We start from the raw sequence: 14,053 nt of genomic DNA, 5'->3' as shown, positions 1-14,053 counted from the left end.
CCCTCCATCCGGGCTTTCGGAAGTGGGCGGTACGGACGGGATGCGCTAAGTGTCGGCGCATGCTCCGAGCGCTTCACCTTCAGGGGGTTGGCCCCGCGCCTCGCCTGGACGTCGAGTTCGCACCTCGGCTGAACGTCCTGACGGGCGACAATGGGTTGGGCAAGAGCTTCCTGCTCGACGTGGCATGGTGGAGCCTGACCGGAACGTGGCCCGGTTTGCCGGCGTGGCCGCATCGCGGCGCGAAGCGGCGTCAGATTGAATGGACCCTGACGGGTAAGTCGCAGCGAGCGTCGACCAAGACGAGCCACTTCGATCCGGAACGGCAGCTGTGGCCCTGGCCAGAAGGGCGCCCGACCATGCCGGGCCTGACCGTCTATGCGCGTGTCGACGGAAGTTTCTCCGTCTGGGACCCTGCGCGGAACTACTGGCACAAGACGTCCCGTTCGGATCCGGACCTGCTGCGCAGACCTGATGCCTTCCACTTCTCTCCGCAGGACCTGTGGGGGGGCCTGAAGTTCGAGGGCAAGACGGTCTGTAACGGGCTCGTCCGGGACTGGTTGACCTGGCAGTTGCAGGACGATGGCTCGGCACGATCGCCGTTCCAGATGTTGCAGCGAGCCCTGGAGCAACTCTCACCCCGGGATGAACCCATTCGGCCTGGACGGCCTACGCGCCTGGCAGTGGAAGACGTCCAGGACTACCCGACCATCGACATGCCCTATGGCACCATTCCGGTGGTGCACGCTTCGGCGGGGATGCGGCGCATTCTCGGATTGGCCTATCTCATCGTCTGGGCATGGCACGAACACACCCAGGCCTCGGAGTTCCTCGGGAGGCCGCGCGACCCCCGCTTCATCCTGTTGGTGGACGAGGTGGAGACCCACCTGCATCCACATTGGCAGCGCCGCATCGTGGGTTCGCTCATCCAGGTCATTGATGGTCTTGCACGCGAAACCTCAGTCCAGACATTTCTGACAACTCACTCCCCCCTGGTTCTGGCATCGTTGGAGCCATTCTTCGACGACGAGCAGGACGCCCTCTTCCTGTTCCAACTCGACAAGGGACACGTGAACCTGCGGCAGCTCCCCTGGGCGAAGCAGGGAGATGCGAATGACTGGCTCACGTCGCCTGTCATGGGGCTGACTCAAGCGCGTGCCTTGGAGGCTGAACGCGCGGTGGAGGCCGCCGAGGCCTACATGCGAGGCGAGCGCGAGGGCGTGGGGACGCTGAAGGAGATCGACGCTGAGCTGAGACGCCTGCTCCCTGAGCAGGATCCGTTCTGGCCCCGGTGGGTCGTTGCTCGCGATGGGGGAGGCAACCGTGGTCCGGTGCGTTCCAGGAAGAGAGCCTGAGGACTTCGACTCGCGGGTGCGAGGGCCCGGACTTCAATGGTTGCGCCGCAATCCGAAGGCTCCTGGCCGGCCACCTGCCTACTGGCAGCGCTGCAATGCGCAACTCGCGGAAGCCTTCGTCGAGCGTTGTGCCTACACCGCGATGTACCTGGGCTCGCCAGGCACCGTCGATCATTTCATCTCTATCGATGAGAACCGGCGGCTCGCCTACGAATGGAAGAACTTCCGGTACACCGCCGGATGGCTCAACAGCCGGAAGCAGGCACTGGTCTCCACTCGCCTGCTGGATCCCTTCGCCATCAAGGATGGTTGGTTCGCGCTCCTCCTCCCATCGCTTCAGCTTCAGGTGACAGCGAGCTGCCCGCCCCGATTGCGGAAGCGGGCCGCCGACACGCTTCGCCTGCTGGGGTTGGACCACGATGAGCGAGTCGTCCGGTATCGGAGGCAGTGGCTGAAGGAGTACGAGCAGAGACGTGTGACGCTCGACTATCTGGAGGACAAAGCTCCCCTGGTGGCTCGGGCGGTACGTGCTTGGGAGTCGCGCGAAGGCCGAAAGTGGTCCGCAGGCAGCAACCAGGTGGGCCTTGCTCGTGCGGAAGCCTCGTCTGCTTTGGGGACGCGGAAGACTCAGTCTGGGGCCCGCAGGAAGAAGGCGTAGGTTGGCTCAAGTCCAGGCCGATGACGCTCAAGGAGGGAATCGTGGTGTTGCCTCACCTGGAAGTGGTTCACGGCATCGTCGAAGGGATCGATCCCGGCGTGTCGAACACGCCAGCGATCCAGATTGCGCGGCCGGAGGGCGGGAGCCTCACGGTGACCGTCACGGCGCAGCAGGTGGAGCAGGCCTCCCGCTTGCGAGAGGTCTCCGCGATGGTCGTCATGGGGCCCAAGCCCCGGCTCATCTGGATCCGCGAGCAAGGCGCCGACGTGCCGGTTCCTCCCGCGGAGGAGCGGGACGCGCACGCTTTGCGGAAGTGGAGTGAACTGCTGCGGAGGCTTGCCCAATGAGTGACGCCCAGCCGTATGACCGGTTCTGCAGTCTGCCCCGGCTTCAGGAGTTGCAGGCCAAGGGCATCGCAGCGCACGGTGGAAGGGTGGGCGTCCGCGATGCGCTGGGCCCTGGCGCGACCCTGGGCGCTGCCTGGACGGCGGAGGAGTATGGCGCCCCGCCGGAAGCGGTCCCGGGGCTCATGTACGCTGTCTACCTGCTCTTCTACATCGCGACGAAGCAGGTCTTCGTGGATGGGAACAAGCGGATCGCCTGGCTCGCCATGTGCGAGGCCCTGGCGTGCATGGGCCTGGAGGTGGACGCCACGATTGATGAAGCGGAGGCGCTGGTGATGGCCATCTCCGACAATCGCGTCAAGGACGTCGAGGCGGTGTTCCTCTGGGTCGTCGAACATCTCCGCGAGCTTCGCGTCCGATGAAGGCTCTGATGCGGGCCCTGTCCCTGCTGGCCCTGGGCCTGCTCCTCGTCGGTGTCGCCTGGTGGCGCTCGGTCGCGAATGCAGAAGCGCTCCAGAAACGCGCCGACGCAAAGGTCCAGCAGGCTGTGACCCATGTCTGGGCGGGTGAGTTGGTATTGGCTCTCACGGAGCTTGCCGTGGTGCTGGAGGAGGCTCCCCAGCATTTGGGGGCGCTGAAGGTCCAGACCTGCGTGCTGATGGAACTGGGGGCGCTGGACGAAGCCGCCCGAACGGTGGCCCGGCTTCGTGCGCTGGCCCCCGAACAGCCGGAGATCGTGGTGCTCGCGGAGCTCGTTGAGCAACGTCGCCAGGTGCTGGCGCCGGGCTGGCGAGAGGCTTTGATTGAGGCGTGGAATCGCGCGGGACGTCCGGACCTCAGGGACGCCAACGGGTTTCCGGAGCCCCTTCCTGACCTGAAGTCCTTCGTCGACAAGGTGTGGGAACGGTCTCAGTCCATGGAGGTCCGCTTCACGGCGGCGCTCGCGGACAAGGCCTCGGACGCACAGCAGCAGTGGCTCGCGGCGCATGTCTCGGAACTGGAGGACCGCGACCTGCTGCTCGCCGCCCATGATTATTTCCGTTCCCGTTCCGGCGAGGACGCACTGGCGGAGGTGCGGCATCAAGCTCGCGAGGTGGTGCGGCGCAAGCTCGACGCGCTCCCCTCCGAAACGGGCGCATCCGAGGGACCGTTGCTCCTTCTGCTGGGGGAATCATCGCAAGAAGCGCCGCTCACACGCGAGGACATCCAGGCGCTGGAGCGGATCGCGGCCCTCCCGCACTTTCGCCGCACCTCACTGGCCCATGCGGGTGCCGCCGCGAAACGACGCCTGGAGTCCACGGGCATCACTCCGCGGCCCTCCCTCCTCTTCCAGGCAGCCGCGGTTTCGTTGTCCCTGGATGCGACCTTGCACCTGAAGAAGCGGGTGGAGGCGACGAAGGAGCGTCTCTCCACCGAGGAACGGATCCGACTGGGGCAGGTGCTCTTCGCCCTGGGAGAGCGCACCGTCGCGGGCTCGGCATTGGTGGACCACTTCGCGGGACTCAACCAGATGCAGCAGGGCGCGGAGTTGATGGACGACAAGGCGAAGCTCGCCCAGGTGGCTCGGGACTACGAACATGCCCGGGCTATGCTCCAGGCCGTCTCCTCGCTCCCAAGGGGGGAATCGTGGCCCCTGCCATCCGTCGTTCGTGAATTCGTGCAGGCCTCCCTGGATGATGAATGGAAGAGCCTGAACGCCCTCATCGCCCCCTGAGCGCTTAGAGCGTCACCAATCCCATCCGCGCCGCCCGCACCACGGCTTCCGTGCGGCGCTGGACGCCCAGCTTGGCCAGCACCGCGTTCACGTGGAACTTGGCGGTGTGCTCGCTGATGTCGAGCCGGTCCGCGATGGCCTTATTCGACAGGCCCTCCGCCAACAGGCCCAGCACCTCGCGCTCGCGCGGCGTCAGCGTGTCCGGGCCTGGGGCTCCCGACGGGGCCGTGCTCCTGGGCGCGGCGCGCACCTGGGCCAGGCCCGGCTCGAACACGGTGAGGCCTCGCGCGACCGCGTGCAGCGCGGCCCCCAGCATCCCCGGCGCCACGTCTCGGAACAGCAGCCCCTTCGCGCCCGCGCCCAGCGCCAGCTCCCCTGCCGCCTCGTCCGCCACCAGCGCCAGCACCGGCGCGCCCAGGTCCGGCGCCGCGCCTTCCTCCAACCGCAGGCCCGTGTCCCAGAGCACCACGTCGGGCGGCTCGCCCCTGGCCGACTCCAGCTCCTCCTGCGTGCCGGCCGCCACCACCGTCCAGGCCTCCGCCTGGTCGCTCAGCACCCGTGCGAGCGCACCCCGGGCCAGGGGGTCCTCCGACACGAGCATGAGCCTGGGCGATGACGAGGGCGCATCCAACATGAGCCCCTCATCCCTAACCGCGCCCGCACCGTTCGCCACACCGCACGGCGCCAGGACGCCCTCCCTTCCCTCCGGGACGCGCTCTTGTGAAGAATCGTGAAGTCCTCACGGGAGGTGTGCGCATGGCGGTCCGGACAGCGCGGTGGTGGGTGGCGGGGCTGCTCTTCGTCGGGAGCAGTGCCCAGGCCGCGACATCCCCCTACGCGAAGCGAGGCGAGGAGATCGTCACCCTCGTGCGCACCCGCTTCCTCGACGCCGCGAAGGGTGAGGCCTGGGCGGACGCGCACCAGGACTACGCCGCCGGCGCGAAGGACGCGGAGGACTTCGCCCGGCGCACGAACGCGGCGCTCGCGGACCTGAAGGCCTCGCACACGGCCTACTACCCCAAGGAGAGCCCCGGCCACGCGGAGGTGTCCGCCATCTTCCAGACCTTCCTCAAGCAGAAGAAGGTGGAGGCCACCGGCATCGGCGTGGACGTGGTGGAGACCCCGGAGGGCTTCTTCGTCCGCCACGTCTTCGCGGAGGGCCCCGGCGCCAGGGCGGGCCTCCTGCGCGGGGACCGGCTCGTCGCCGTGGAGGGCGCGCCCTTCCATCCCTGGCACTCCTTCACGAACCGCGCGGGCAGGGCCACGCGCCTCACCGTGGAGCGCGTGAAGGGCGCAGAACCCCTGTCGCTCACCGTCACGCCCCACCGCGTGAACCCGCGCCAGGAGTGGCTCGCGTTCCAGAAGGCCAGCGGGAAGGTCGTGGAGCGCCAGGGCCACCGCGTCGCCTACCAGCACGTCTACGCGTGCACCGGCGACGAGTACCAGCAGGCCCTGGAGGAAGCACTCCAGTCCACGTTCGCGGAGGCGGACGCGCTCGTCGTCGACTTCCGCGACGGCTGGGGCGGCTGCAATCCCGCCTTCGTCAACCTCTTCAACCCGCAGCTCCCCCAGCTTGTCAGCACCAGCCGCGATGGAAAGGCACACCCCTTCACGCCGTCCTGGCGCAAGCCGGTGGTGCTGCTCGTCAATGGCAACTCGCGCAGCGGCAAGGAGTTGGTGGCCTTCACGATGAAGCGCCACCAACTGGCCACGCTCGTGGGACAGCGCACCGCGGGCGCGGTGCTGGGCGGTGGGCCGCAGAAGCTGTCCAATGGGGACCTGCTCTACCTCGCCGTCATGGACGTGAAGGTGGACGGCGAACGGCTGGAGGGCGTGGGCGTGCCGGTGGACGTGGAGGTCCCGGACGCGCTGCCCTACGCGGCCGGCGCGGATCCGCAGAGAGAGAAGGCGCTCGACGTGGCCGCGTCCCGGGTGAAGTGAGGTCTCAGCGCAGCGTGACGCCGTGCCCCGGCGCGTCCGGGTCCAACGTCAGCCGCGAGCCCGTGTACCGGCCTCCGCCCTGGAACGGGTGGCTCGCGATGAACAACGGCGTGTCCAGGTCCGCGTAGGTGAAGCCGCCCAGCCCCGCCGCCAGGTGCGCGGACGCGCTCATCGCGAGCACGCTCTCCACCATGCCGCCCACCATCAGCTCCAGCCCCGCCGCGCGGGCCAGGCTCCACATCGTCACCGCCTCCACCATCCCGCACTTCATCGTCTTGATGTTGATGCCGTGGCACGCGTTCTCACGGATGAGCCGCAGCACGTCCTTCACCGACCGCGCTGACTCGTCCGCGCACACCGGCACCTTCGAGCGGCGCGTCACCTCCGCCAGCCCCGCGACGTCGGACGGCGGCACCGGCTGCTCGAAGAGCGACAGCGGCACCTCCGCGCGCTCCAGCTCCTTGAGGAACGCCAGCGCCTCCGCCACGTCGTAGCCCCCGTTCGCGTCCGCGAAGAGCCGCGCCTTCGGGGCCTCCTGGTGGATGGCCACCAGCCGCGCCGCGTCCGCGTCCGGGTCCAGCGCGCCCACCTTCACCTTCAACGTGTCGATGCCCCGCCCCAGGATGGCCCGCGTGGACGCCACCGCGTGCGCCACATCCCCGGCGGTCACCGTCATGTCGATGTCCAGCTCCGTCCCCGCCCCGCCGAAGAAGGCATACAGCGGAAGCCGGTGGTGCCGCGTGAGCGCATCCAGGAGCGCCATCTCCACCCCACACCGCGCGGCCGGCGCCAGCGCGAGCACATCCCCCAGCGCCTCCGACGCGGGCCGCCACGCCCGGGCATCACGCCCCACGAGCAGCCCCCGCACCGGCTCCAGCGCGGCCAGCGTGCTCGCTTGCGTCTCCCCGCTCACCGCGGTGAAGGGCGCCGCCTCGCCCAGCCCCACGGTGCCGTCCGCGAGCGTCACGCGCACGAGCACGTTCTCCGCCGCGTGTTGCGCGCCCGTGGCAATGGCGAACGGCTCCGTCAGGGGCAGGTGCAGCGCTTCGAACGCGACGTGCGTGATGTACGTAGGGCGCATGGGCGGGAAGGAGTGTGGCTGACGCCCATACCCGGAAGGGAGCCCTTCGTGGAATCACCTCCAGACTCAAGTGATTTTCCTAGCAATTCACGAAGGTTAAGAAAGATACGAAGACTGGGGTTGGCTTGAGCCGCCGTCCGATTCGTGACGACATGCGGGCTCCCCGGGGGTGGGCAGTCGCCGGGGCCTCGAGGAGCTGGGATGTCCGCGACCGAGACGACCGTGGCCCTGCCGCTCCCGGATGCGCTCCTGGCCGCGTTGGAGGAGGCCGAGCGCGAACACCCGGAGGCGTGCATGGTGCTGCGCGCCGTGCGCTCGCCGGGAGGACCCATCGTCGACTTCGAGTGGCTGTGGGCGAACCCCGCCGCTGCCCGCGCGCTGGGGCAGGGGCCGGAGCTGCTGCGCGGCCGGCGCCTGAGCGAGGTGTCCTCGAAGGACGGCATCGCCGGACACATGGACCTGCTGCGCCAGGTGGTGGAGTCCGGCCGGCCGCACGCGGACCACTTCAGCGAAGGGAACGCCCTGCTGCAGGGCACCGCGGTGCCGCTGCGGGACGGGGTGCTGTTGCGCCTGCGCGACATCACCAGCGCCCAGCGGGTGGAGGAGGGGCTGCGCGAGACGCTGGACTGGGTGCGCGACGTGCTGGAGAGCATGCCGGACGCCTTCTTCACCGTGGACACGGACTGGCGCCTCACCTACGTGAACCGCAACGCCGCCGCGCTCACCGGCCGCACGCAAGAAGCGCTCTTCCGCCGCGTGCTGTGGGATGTGTGCCCGGAGCTGTGCGGCACCCCCTTCGAGCGCACGCTGCGCGAGGTGGCCGCCGAGGAGAGCTACCGCCTCTTCGAGCTGCGCACCGGGCGCGACCGCTGGCACGAGGTGCACACCTGGTCCAGCGGCCGCAACGTCTCCACCTACGCGCGCGACATCACCGACAAGAAGCGCGTGCAGGCGGAGCGCGACGCGCTGCTCGCCCGTGAGCACTCCGGCCGCCTGGAGGCGGAGGCCCTGGCCCAGCGCCGCACGCACGAGCTCATGGCCGCGCGCGAGCGGCTGGTGCAGTCGGAGAAGCTGGCCATGGCGGGCCAGCTGGCCGCGGGCGTGGGCCATGAAATCAACAACCCCCTGTCCTACGTCACCGGCAACCTCCAGTTCGCGGTGGAGCAGCTCACGCCGCTCGCCCGCCGCCCCGGCCTCCAGGACGTGCTGGGGGAGGCGCTGGAGGCGCTGCGCGAGGCGCGCGAGGGGGCGGAGCGGATCCGCGTCATCGTGCGCGACCTGCAGAGCTTCGCCCGCGCGGACGAGCTGCGCCTGGAGCCCGTGAACGTGCACGCGGCGCTGGAGTTCGGCATCTCCATGGCGATGACCCACCTGCGAAGCCGCGCCCAGGTGGAGCGCCACTACGGCCAGGTGCCGCACGCGCTGGCGCACGAGTCGCGCCTGGGCCAGGTGTTCCTCCACCTGCTCATCAACGCCGCGCACGCCATCCCCTCCGGCGCGTTCGACCGGCACCGCGTGACGCTCACCACCCGCCGCGAGGGCGCGTGGGTGCTGGCGGAGGTGTCCGACACCGGCCTGGGCATGACGCCGGAGGTGCTCCAGCGCGCCTTCGAGCCGTTCTTCACCACGCGCCCCGTGGGGGAGGGCAGCGGCCTGGGGCTGTCCATCTGCCTGGGGCTCGTGCGCAGCATGCACGGCGAGCTGACAGCCACCAGCATCCCCGGCCTGGGCAGCACCTTCCAGGTGAGGCTCCCCATCGCGGAGCAGTTCATCCACCCGGTCGCCCCCGCGGTGCGCGCGCACGGCGCGGCCGCGCGCAAGCGCGTGCTGGTGGTGGATGACGAGCCGCAGCTCACCTCGGTGCTCCGGCGCATCCTGGGCAAGCAGCACGACGTGGTGGTGGCGCACAGCGGCCGGGAGGCGCTGACGCTGCTGGAGGAGGACGACGCCTTCGACCGCATCTTCTGCGACCTGATGATGGCGGACCTGACCGGCATGGACGTGCACGCGGAGCTGTCACGGCGCCGGCCGGAGCTCCTGTCGCGCTTCGTCTTCATGACCGGCGGCAGCTTCACGGAGCGCGCCCGTGCCTTCCTCCAGGCCGTGCCGCTGCCGCGCATCGAGAAGCCCTTCGAGCCGGGCCTCCTGCACTCGCTGGTGGAGTCCTCGCCGCCGCGCACCGGTACCGGCTGACGCGGCGGCGAGCCGGGGGCACTACAGCTTCACCTCGTCGCGCTCCGGCCGCGTGATGTACGCGGTGCTCGGGTTCGCGGGGTCGGCCAGCTTCTTCATCAGGCTGTCCATGCCGTTGGAGCGCGCGAAGGCCATCTCGTTCTTCGTCACGCCCACCAGCGTGAGCAGCTCCACCTGGCCGCTGGGCAGGGTGAAGTGGCTGGGGCGGTTGGCGTCCTTCACGAACACGAAGCCCGCGAGCTTGGTGTCACCGCCGGTGAGCGTGCCGTCCACCGGGTAGCGGTGCCCCATGGCGAACAGCCGCGCGCACACGAGGTTGTAGGCCATCATGTCCAGGAGGCGCAGCACGGGCCAGCGCTCCTCCTCGGGCGTGTGGATGACCATCTCGTAGCCCAGGCCGCTGGGGGCGTCGTCCGCCAGGTCCTGCCCTGGGACCACCGTGAAGGGGTTGGACAGGCCGCTCGTCACGTAGGTCCAGTACGGGTACTGCTCACTGGGAGGCGCCACGCGCACGCCCATGGGCAGCCAGTTGGGGTCCAGCTCCTGGCCCTGGGCCAGCTCGCTCTCCAGCCACCCCTCCAGCACGCCGGTGCCCTCGAGGAGGTCCACTTCCTCGCGGATGGCACCGAACAGCTTGGGGTACTCCACCTCGTCGCGGTCAGCCCAGCAGTCTTCGTACCACTGGATGAAGTCTTCGTCGGTCTCCGGGACTTTCATGGGGGCGGACTCTAGAGGTTCACCCCGATTTCACAACTTCAACCGAGCCCCGATGCGCTCCGGCCGGTGGGCTGGCGGACAGACGTTCAGGTTTTTCAGGTGCCGGTGGACCCGGGAGAGGCCGCACCCCACGGCTTGAGGCCGCAGATGCGCTCCGCCTCTTCCACCGCGGGTGCCAGCCGCGCGTGCTCCATGCGCAGGAAGCTCCGGACGGCCTTGTCCAGGCGCTTGTCGAAAATCAGGTGAGCGCTGTGCACGGCGGTGGGCTCGAAGCCGCGAGACACCTTGTGCTCGCCGCCCGCGCCGGGCTCGAACACCTTGCGGCCCGCGCGGATGCAGTCGTCCACGGAGTGATACAGGCAGACGTTGAAGTGCAGGAAGGGGTGCTCCTCCGTGCAGCCCCAGTAGCGGCCGTAGAGCCGCTCTGGCGTGGCCAGGTTGAAGGCCCCGGCGATGACCTCCCCGTCCCTCACCGCCTCCACCATCTCCACGGTGTCAGGCAGGTCGCGGAAGACACGCTCGAAGAAGCCCGGGGTGAGCTGCACCTGGCCCCAGGCATGGCGCTCGCAGGTGGACGTGTAGAAGGTGTACGCGCGCCGGGCGTGCTCTTGCGTCAGGTCCGCGCCGCGCACGGTGCGCAGCTGGATGCCCTGGGTGGCCGCGGCGCCGCGCTCGCGCTTGAGCTGGTTGCGGCGCTTGGAGTCGAAGCGGGCCAGGTAGTCGTCGTAGCGCTGGTAGCCCGGGTTCTTCCAATGGAACTGGAGCGTGATGCGGCGCGCGAGCCCGGCCTCCTCCAGGAAGTCCGCCTCCTCGTCCGTGGGGTAGAGCACGTGCACGCCGGAGCAGTCCTGCTCCTGGGCTGTCTGGACGGCGGCCTCCAGGAGCGCGCGGCGCAGCTTCGCGGCGTCCTCGCCGGGGGCGGTGAGGAAGCGCGGCACGGTGGCGGGAGACAGGGGGCCGCCCACGAGCAGCTTCGGGTAGTACTCCACGCCCAGCTGGGCGGCGGCGTTGGCCCAGCCGAAGTCGTAGATGTACTCGCCCATGCTGTGGAACTTGAGGTACGCGGGCGCGGCGGCGACGAGCTTCTTCCCGCGCCACAGCGTCAGGTGGTGCGGGGCCCAGCCGGTGTCCTCGGTGGCGCTGCCGCTCTCCTCCATGGCGGACAGCCACGCATGGCGCACGAAGGGGGGCGCGCCGTCGGTGACCAGGGCATCCCATTGGGCGGCCGGGACATCGCGGATGGCATCGAGAATGCGGACCTTCAGAGGGGTGTCGGCGGGCACGGGAGCAGTCTTAACGCGGGCCTGTCTCCTTCGCTCCCGTTCGTCCTGTTGGAGGGCATCCGGGCAGGGAGGCCCGGGGCCGCCCGGGGGGCTCTCAGGAGGCTTTCTTGCGAGGTGGGGCCTTGGTGCGGGCGGACATCACCCGGGCCACGTTGTCCTCGATCCAGGTGGTCAGCGCCTCCACGTGGACGGCGACCTCCTCGCCCAGGGGCGTGAGGCTGTAGTCCACGTGGGGAGGAATCACGGGGTGGGCCTCCCGGTGCACGAAGCCGTCCTGCTCCAGGGACTGGAGCGTCTGGGCGAGCATCTTCTCGCTCACCCCGCCCACCTTGCGGCGCAGCTCGCTGAAGCGGTGGGTGCCCTCCTCCTTGAGCGCGACGAGCACCAGCACGCCCCACTGGCTGGTGACGTGCTCCAGGACACCGCGCGAGGGACACGCCGCCGCGTACAGGTCCCCGCGCTGCTTCACCTTCTCCAGCAGTGGACTGCCCTTGCGTGTCTTCATGACGTGATACTTACCATGAGGTACGTACTTACGGAAAGTGAGTACCCCCGTTAGGGTAAGTGCCAGTTCGATTTCGCGCCTGGGGCGCGGGAAGGAAAGGGCGGAGCCATGTTCATTGTCACGGGAGCCACGGGGAAGCTGGGCCGGTTCGTCGTCGAGGGGCTGCTGAAGAAGGTGCCGGCGAGCCAGGTGGCGGTGGCGGTGCGCAACCCGGAGAAGGCGAAGGACTGGGCGGCGCGTGGGGTGCAGGTGCGCCAGGTGGACTACGACCACCCGGAGACGCTGAACGGGGTGTTCGGGAAGGGGGACTCGGTGCTGCTCATCTCCGCGAACGAGGTGGGCAAGCGCTTCCCGCAGCACAAGGCGGTGATCGAGGCGGCGAAGAAGGCGGGCGTGAAGCTGCTGGCCTACACGAGCATCCTGCGCGCGGACACGAGCGGCCTGTCGCTGGCGGGGGAGCACAAGGCGACGGAGGAGGCCATCCGCGCGTCGGGCATCCCGTACGTGTTCCTGCGCAACGGCTGGTACGTGGAGAACTACACGGAGCACATCGCGCCGGCGCTCCAGTACGGGGTGGTGCAGGGCAGCGCGAAGGACGGCCGGGTGGCGACGGCGACGCGCGAGGAGTACGCGGACGCGGCGGTGGCGGTGCTGACGGGCGCGGGCCACGAGAACCAGGTGTACGAGCTGGCGGGTGACGCGGGCTTCACGCTGCCGGAGTACGTGGCGGAGCTGTCGCGGCAGTCCGGCAAGCCGGTGAAGTACGTGGACCTACCGGCGGCGGAGTACTCCGCGGCGCTGCAGCAGGTGGGCGTGCCCAAGCCCTTCGCGGACACGCTGGCGGACGCGGACGTGGGCCTGTCGCGCGGGGAGCTGAACGACACGAGCCGCACGCTGAGCCGTCTGATTGGCCGGCCCACGGCGCCGTTCGGGAACGCGATTGGCGCGGCGCTGAAGCAGGGATGATTGCGGATCCTCTCCTCCCGCCCTGGCTCACTCAGGGTGGGAGGACGCGATGATCGTCGTCACAGGAGCAACGGGAAGACTGGGCCGTTTCGTCATCGAGGGCCTGTTGAAGAAGGTCCCTGTGAACCAGGTCGCGGTCGTGGCGCGCAATCCGGACAAGGCAGGGGATTGGGCCGCGCGCGGCATCCAAGTGCGCCAGGCGGACTACGGCCACCCGGACACCTGGGACGGCGTGTTCTCGCAAGGAGACACGGTGCTGCTCATCTCCTCCAGCGAGGTGGGCCAACGCCGCAAGCAGCACCGGACCGTGGTGGACGCGGCGAAGCGGGCCGGCGTGAAGCTGCTGGCCTACACGAGCATCCTGCACGCGGACACGTCGCGGATGCTGCTGGCGGGGGAGCACCTGGACACGGAGAAGGCCATCCGCGCGTCAGGGCTTCCGTTCGTGCTCCTGCGCCACAGCTGGTACCTGGAGAACTACACGGAGGCCGCGAAGCGCACGCTGGCGCAGGGCGTGCTCCGAGGCTGCGCGAAGGACGGCCGCGTCGCTCCCGCCACCCGCCAGGACTACGCGGACGCCGCCGTCGCGGTGCTCACCGGCACGGGCCATGAGGACCAGGTGTACGAACTCGCGGGCGACACGGGCTTCACGCTGGCGGAGTACACAGCGGAACTGTCCCGCCAGTCCGGCAGGACCGTGACCTACCAGGACCTGCCACCCGCTGACTTCGCCGCCGCGCTCCAGCAGGCAGGCCTGCCCAAGGGCTACGCGGACGTGCTGGCGAACTCGGACGAGGGAATCGCCCGGGGCGACCTCAACGATACCAGCCGCACGCTCAGCCGACTCATCGGCCGCCCTACCAAGACCCTGGCCGAGGAACTGTCCGCCATGCTCAAGCAGGCGTGACGTCGCACTCACGTGCCCTGCACAGAGGGCTTCACGAGCCACTTCGCGGCATCACTCGACGGAGGAGGAAGGCTCGCGAGCACCTGATGGAGTTTTCCCTCAATCTCCGCGATGGAGCCGGACAGGGCTTCCGGTGCCAGCCGGGCCACATCTCCCAACTCCGTCGCCAGATGGATGGCGTGACGGAGTTCGGGGTGTACCTCCATCGCTTCGAGGCGGGTCAGCAGCGCAGGCCCGAAAAGCCGCTCGCAAGCGTAGGTCGGTGACAGGGTGCCCAGCGTCAGCGCTCGGCACATCCCCAGGGCAGTCACTGCGATCAGCCGCTGGGCCTCTTCAGGCCCGGTCGCCTCAAGGGTCATGGTTGTTGGCTGGGGCAACGTGTCCTTCATTGG

General features: G+C 69.3%; 15 protein-coding genes. 9 read left to right on the top strand and 6 right to left on the bottom strand.

What is annotated here, in order from left to right; genetic code table 11:
- Positions 1 to 59: 59 nt before the first annotated feature.
- Genes KYK13_RS37025 through KYK13_RS37005 form a run of 5 tightly spaced genes read left to right on the top strand, consistent with a single transcriptional unit; the run spans position 60 to position 4,068 of the window.
- Positions 60 to 1,352, top strand: a complete 1,293-nt coding sequence (locus KYK13_RS37025; RefSeq protein ID WP_223639748.1) for an AAA family ATPase — start codon at positions 60 to 62, stop codon at positions 1,350 to 1,352.
- 40 nt (positions 1,353 to 1,392) lie between these two features.
- A complete protein-coding gene (locus tag KYK13_RS37020; protein WP_223639745.1) occupies positions 1,393 to 2,010 on the top strand; it encodes a hypothetical protein in 618 nt (205 codons plus the stop codon).
- A gap of 20 nt (positions 2,011 to 2,030) precedes the next feature.
- Complete coding sequence (locus KYK13_RS37015; RefSeq protein ID WP_223639742.1) at positions 2,031 to 2,357, top strand: hypothetical protein; 327 nt, start codon at positions 2,031 to 2,033, stop codon at positions 2,355 to 2,357.
- Positions 2,354 to 2,776: a type II toxin-antitoxin system death-on-curing family toxin gene (locus KYK13_RS37010; RefSeq protein ID WP_223639739.1), complete on the top strand. Its 423-nt coding sequence runs from the start codon at positions 2,354 to 2,356 to the stop codon at positions 2,774 to 2,776. The genes KYK13_RS37015 and KYK13_RS37010 overlap by 4 nt, the downstream gene beginning before the upstream one ends.
- Entirely contained in the window at positions 2,773 to 4,068 is a 1,296-nt protein-coding gene (locus tag KYK13_RS37005) for a hypothetical protein (protein ID WP_223639737.1), read from the top strand. The genes KYK13_RS37010 and KYK13_RS37005 overlap by 4 nt, the downstream gene beginning before the upstream one ends.
- A gap of 4 nt (positions 4,069 to 4,072) precedes the next feature.
- Here the strand turns inward: KYK13_RS37005 and KYK13_RS37000 are convergent, their stop codons facing one another.
- On the bottom strand, positions 4,073 to 4,702 hold the full coding sequence (locus KYK13_RS37000) for a response regulator transcription factor (RefSeq protein WP_223639734.1): 630 nt from the start codon (positions 4,700 to 4,702) through the stop codon (positions 4,073 to 4,075).
- 122 nt (positions 4,703 to 4,824) lie between these two features.
- On the opposite strand from KYK13_RS37000, the gene KYK13_RS36995 reads away from it, so the two are divergent.
- Positions 4,825 to 6,009, top strand: coding sequence for a S41 family peptidase (locus KYK13_RS36995; protein WP_223639730.1), 1,185 nt, complete (start codon positions 4,825 to 4,827; stop codon positions 6,007 to 6,009).
- A 4-nt stretch (positions 6,010 to 6,013) separates the two neighbouring features.
- On the opposite strand, the gene KYK13_RS36990 is transcribed toward KYK13_RS36995, so the two are convergent.
- The gene (locus KYK13_RS36990; RefSeq protein WP_223639727.1) at positions 6,014 to 7,090 is read right to left on the bottom strand and encodes a dipeptide epimerase; all 1,077 of its coding nucleotides are present in this window, start codon (positions 7,088 to 7,090) and stop codon (positions 6,014 to 6,016) included.
- A gap of 201 nt (positions 7,091 to 7,291) precedes the next feature.
- On the opposite strand from KYK13_RS36990, the gene KYK13_RS36985 reads away from it, so the two are divergent.
- The gene (locus tag KYK13_RS36985; RefSeq protein WP_223639724.1) at positions 7,292 to 9,283 is read left to right on the top strand and encodes a PAS domain-containing protein; all 1,992 of its coding nucleotides are present in this window, start codon (positions 7,292 to 7,294) and stop codon (positions 9,281 to 9,283) included.
- A 21-nt stretch (positions 9,284 to 9,304) separates the two neighbouring features.
- Here KYK13_RS36985 and KYK13_RS36980 read toward each other — a convergent pair whose 3' ends face one another.
- From KYK13_RS36980 to KYK13_RS36970, 3 genes are all read right to left on the bottom strand, one after another.
- A complete protein-coding gene (locus KYK13_RS36980) occupies positions 9,305 to 10,000 on the bottom strand; it encodes a suppressor of fused domain protein (RefSeq protein WP_223639722.1) in 696 nt (231 codons plus the stop codon).
- A 95-nt stretch (positions 10,001 to 10,095) separates the two neighbouring features.
- Entirely contained in the window at positions 10,096 to 11,283 is a 1,188-nt protein-coding gene (locus KYK13_RS36975; protein WP_223639720.1) for a GNAT family N-acetyltransferase, read from the bottom strand.
- A 94-nt stretch (positions 11,284 to 11,377) separates the two neighbouring features.
- Positions 11,378 to 11,788, bottom strand: coding sequence for a helix-turn-helix domain-containing protein (locus KYK13_RS36970; RefSeq protein WP_223639718.1), 411 nt, complete (start codon positions 11,786 to 11,788; stop codon positions 11,378 to 11,380).
- 108 nt (positions 11,789 to 11,896) lie between these two features.
- Between KYK13_RS36970 and KYK13_RS36965 the strand changes: the two genes are divergently transcribed.
- Both KYK13_RS36965 and KYK13_RS36960 read left to right on the top strand, forming a co-directional pair.
- On the top strand, positions 11,897 to 12,754 hold the full coding sequence (locus tag KYK13_RS36965; protein ID WP_223639716.1) for an SDR family oxidoreductase: 858 nt from the start codon (positions 11,897 to 11,899) through the stop codon (positions 12,752 to 12,754).
- 49 nt (positions 12,755 to 12,803) lie between these two features.
- Entirely contained in the window at positions 12,804 to 13,661 is an 858-nt protein-coding gene (locus tag KYK13_RS36960; protein WP_223639714.1) for an SDR family oxidoreductase, read from the top strand.
- An 8-nt stretch (positions 13,662 to 13,669) separates the two neighbouring features.
- Here the strand turns inward: KYK13_RS36960 and KYK13_RS36955 are convergent, their stop codons facing one another.
- Positions 13,670 to 14,050 carry a DUF3969 family protein gene (locus tag KYK13_RS36955; protein ID WP_223639712.1) on the bottom strand — a complete coding sequence of 127 codons (381 nt, stop codon included), beginning with the start codon at positions 14,048 to 14,050 and terminating at the stop codon, positions 13,670 to 13,672.
- Positions 14,051 to 14,053 lie beyond the last annotated feature (3 nt).

It is taken from the genome of Corallococcus sp. EGB (assembly GCF_019968905.1).
Taxonomy (GTDB): Bacteria; Myxococcota; Myxococcia; order Myxococcales; family Myxococcaceae; genus Corallococcus.
Note: the sequence above shows the minus strand (reverse complement) of the source record. Positions and strands in the feature narration are given on the sequence as shown.